At 65.2% G+C, this 2,975-nt stretch carries 4 protein-coding genes; all 4 read right to left on the bottom strand.

The window, feature by feature from the left end; genetic code table 11:
* Nucleotides 1–93: 93 nt before the first annotated feature.
* The 4 genes from F8N49_RS26985 to cobU are packed head-to-tail and all read right to left on the bottom strand — an operon-like array spanning nucleotide 94 to nucleotide 2,963.
* Complete coding sequence (locus F8N49_RS26985; protein WP_151553254.1) at nucleotides 94–816, bottom strand: adenosylcobinamide-GDP ribazoletransferase; 723 nt, start codon at nucleotides 814–816, stop codon at nucleotides 94–96.
* A gap of 1 nt (nucleotide 817) precedes the next feature.
* The gene (gene cobC / locus F8N49_RS26980; protein ID WP_122602260.1) at nucleotides 818–1,393 is read right to left on the bottom strand and encodes an alpha-ribazole phosphatase family protein; all 576 of its coding nucleotides are present in this window, start codon (nucleotides 1,391–1,393) and stop codon (nucleotides 818–820) included.
* Nucleotides 1,390–2,445: a nicotinate-nucleotide--dimethylbenzimidazole phosphoribosyltransferase gene (gene cobT / locus F8N49_RS26975; protein WP_151553253.1), complete on the bottom strand. Its 1,056-nt coding sequence runs from the start codon at nucleotides 2,443–2,445 to the stop codon at nucleotides 1,390–1,392. Before cobT ends, cobC begins: the two co-directional genes overlap by 4 nt.
* Entirely contained in the window at nucleotides 2,442–2,963 is a 522-nt protein-coding gene (gene cobU / locus F8N49_RS26970) for a bifunctional adenosylcobinamide kinase/adenosylcobinamide-phosphate guanylyltransferase (RefSeq protein WP_151553252.1), read from the bottom strand. Before cobU ends, cobT begins: the two co-directional genes overlap by 4 nt.
* Nucleotides 2,964–2,975 lie beyond the last annotated feature (12 nt).

Genomic DNA, 2,975 nt, shown 5'->3' with positions numbered 1-2,975 from the left:
CTTCGCGAGCAGGCTCGCTCCCACAGGGGATTGCATTTCGAAGGTGGGAGCGATCCTGCTCGCGAAGGGGCCGGCATCATCTCCGCAAATCCTTCAGACCAGAGCGAGCCCCACCAACACCCCCATCTCCAGCAATTCCAGCAACGCCCCCGCCGTGTCCCCGGTAGTCCCGCCCAACCGCCGCATCATCAAAAGCCGCAGCCAGACAAACCCGACCAGCGAAATCAGCACCGCGCCAATACCCGCGATGAACACGCAGCCCAGCGCACTCAACCCCAGCACCCACCACCCCGCTTTGCGCGGCAGATGATCGGCCAGTGCCTGACCCAAGCCACCCGCACGCACATACGGCGTAGTCAGAAACAACCCCAACAGCGCCGCTCGCCCGAGCACCGGCACGATGATCAGCGCCAGGGTATGCCCTTGCTCGATCAGTGCCAGCAGCGCGGCAAATTTGAGCAACAGGACCAGCACCAGCGTGACCACCGCAATCGGCCCGCTGCGCGGATCTTTCATGATCGTCAGCGTGCGCTCGCGATCACCAAAACCGCCGAGCCAGGCATCGGCGCTGTCGGCCAGGCCATCGAGATGCAGCGCGCCGCTGAGCAATACCCACACGGTCAGCAACAGCGCCGCATGGAGCAACATCGGCGCGCCGGCCAACAACAGATTCAACGCGAAGAGGATCAGCCCGAACAGCAATCCCACCAGCGGATAAAACAGCAGCGAACGGCCAAGCTGTTGCGGCTCAGGCATGCCCGGGAGGCGAATCGGCAGGCTGCTGAGAAACTGCAAGGCGATCCACAGCGGCAACATCTCAGTGACCTTCCTTGAGCGCGCCGTCCGCAGCGACCGTTAGCGCAAACAGCGCGCCGTGGCCGACCTCGACATTGAGCAACTGTTCCCGCGGCAGACCTCGAGCCTGCGCGAGCAACAAGCGCATCACGCCGCCGTGGCTGACCAGCAGAATCCGTTCGCCGGCGTAAGCCGCGTGCAATCGCGCAACCGCCGCCAACACCCGCGCGGAAAACGCGCTGACCGGCTCGCCCTGCGGTGGCGTGAAGCCATAGGGATCAGCCCAGAACAGCCCCAGCGCTTCAGCATCCGTTTCCATCAATGCCGCCGCGCTCTGCCCTTCCCACGCGCCGAAATGCAGTTCCTGCAGATCCTTGTCCAGACGCACGGACAGATTCAGTTGCTCGCCGAGTTCAGCAGCGAAGCGCGCGCAGCGCTGCAATGGCGAACTGACGATTCGATCCCACGGCCCGCCGTCGACCACCGCTGCACGCATCTGCGTCCAGCCGTTTGCGGTCAGCGCATCGTCGAGGCTGCCGCGCAAGCCGCCGCCGAGTTCCGTTTCGCCGTGGCGCAGCAGATCCAGGCGCAGGCTCATGCCGGGCGATCCGCCACGGCCGCTTCGGCGAACGTCGCCATTTGTCCGTGCAGGTCACACGCCAGGCGCAACAACGGCACCGCCAACGCTGCGCCACTGCCCTCGCCCAGGCGCAGGCCGAGTTCCAGCAACGGTTCGGCGCTCAAGGTTTCCAGCACATGGCGATGGCCCGGCTCGGCACCGCGATGGCCAAACAACAGCCACTGGCGACAGGCCGGATTCAAGCGCACCGCGACCAGTGCCGCGACCGTGCAGATGAAGCCGTCGACCAGCACCGCAATGCCTTCCTGCGCGCAGGCCAGATAAGCGCCGACCAACGCGGCAATCTCGAAGCCGCCGAGATTGAACAGCGTCTGCAAGGCATCGCCACGCTGTGCGGCATGCAGCGCCAGCGCGCGTTCGATCACCTGTGCCTTGTGGCTGACGCCAGCGGCATTCAGCCCGGTGCCGGGACCGGTCAGGTGCGCCACCGGGCAATCGAGCAAGGCGCAGGCCAGCCCACTGGCCGCCGTGGTGTTGCCGATGCCCATTTCGCCGCCGATGAACAACTGCGTGCCGGCGGCTTTCGCGCGCAAGACGCTGTCGCGACCGGCCTGCAAGGCCGATTCGCCCTGCGCCTGAGTCATCGCTGCGCCCTGAGCGAAGTTCGCCGTTCCCGCGCCGATGTTCAGATGGCGCACGCCGGGCAGATTCAGCACCGGATTCACCGTGCCCAGATCGACCACCTCCAGCTGCGCGCCGAGCTGACGCGCCAGCACGCTGATCGCCGCGCCGCCGCTGACAAAGTTGAGCAGCATCTGCCCGGTGACTTCCTGCGGATAAGCCGATACGCCTTCGGCTACCACGCCATGGTCGCCAGCGAAAATCGCGATCCAGACTTGATCCAGCGTTGGCTTGAGCTGACCTTGCAGACCGGCCAGTTGCACGGCCACCGATTCAAGGCGCCCCAGCGAACCGGCCGGTTTGGTCAGTTGCTGCTGGCGCTCGGTCGCTTGCGCGATGATGTCCGAGTTCACGGTTTTGCACGGGTTCAGCCACCAGGTCGGGCTCATAACGCAGGTCCTTTCAAAGTCAGGGGCAGGCCGGCGACGGTCAGGACAACTCGCTGACAACGCTCGGCCAGAGCTTGATGCAGCCAACCGGCTTCATCGACATAGCGGCGGGTCAATTCGCCCAGCGGCACGACACCCATTCCGGTCTCGTTGCTGACAAAAATGATTTCACCCGGCAACGACGCCAGGCAGTCGAGCAAGGCTTCACGCTCGGCGGTGAGACGTTTGGCGTCGTCGAGCATGAGCAGATTGGTCAGCCACAGGGTCAGGCAATCGACCAGCAGGCAGCGCTCGGCGCCGGCGGATTCGCGCAGTACGCGGGCCAGTTCCAGCGGCTCTTCGATCAACGCCCATTGCGCCGGGCGGCGTGCGCGATGATGGGCGACGCGCTGGTTCATTTCGCCGTCGAGCGGTTGGCTGGTGGCGATGTAGGTGACCGCCAGATGGCTGTCGCTGGCGAGTTTTTCCGCCAGACGACTCTTGCCGGAGCGGGCGCCGCCGAGGATCAGTTGGAGCATGGGTTCATTCAA

This window comes from Pseudomonas sp. GXM4 (assembly GCF_008923895.1).
Taxonomy (GTDB): Bacteria; Pseudomonadota; Gammaproteobacteria; order Pseudomonadales; family Pseudomonadaceae; genus Aquipseudomonas; species Aquipseudomonas atacamensis.
This window is presented reverse-complemented; position numbering and strand designations above follow the sequence as displayed.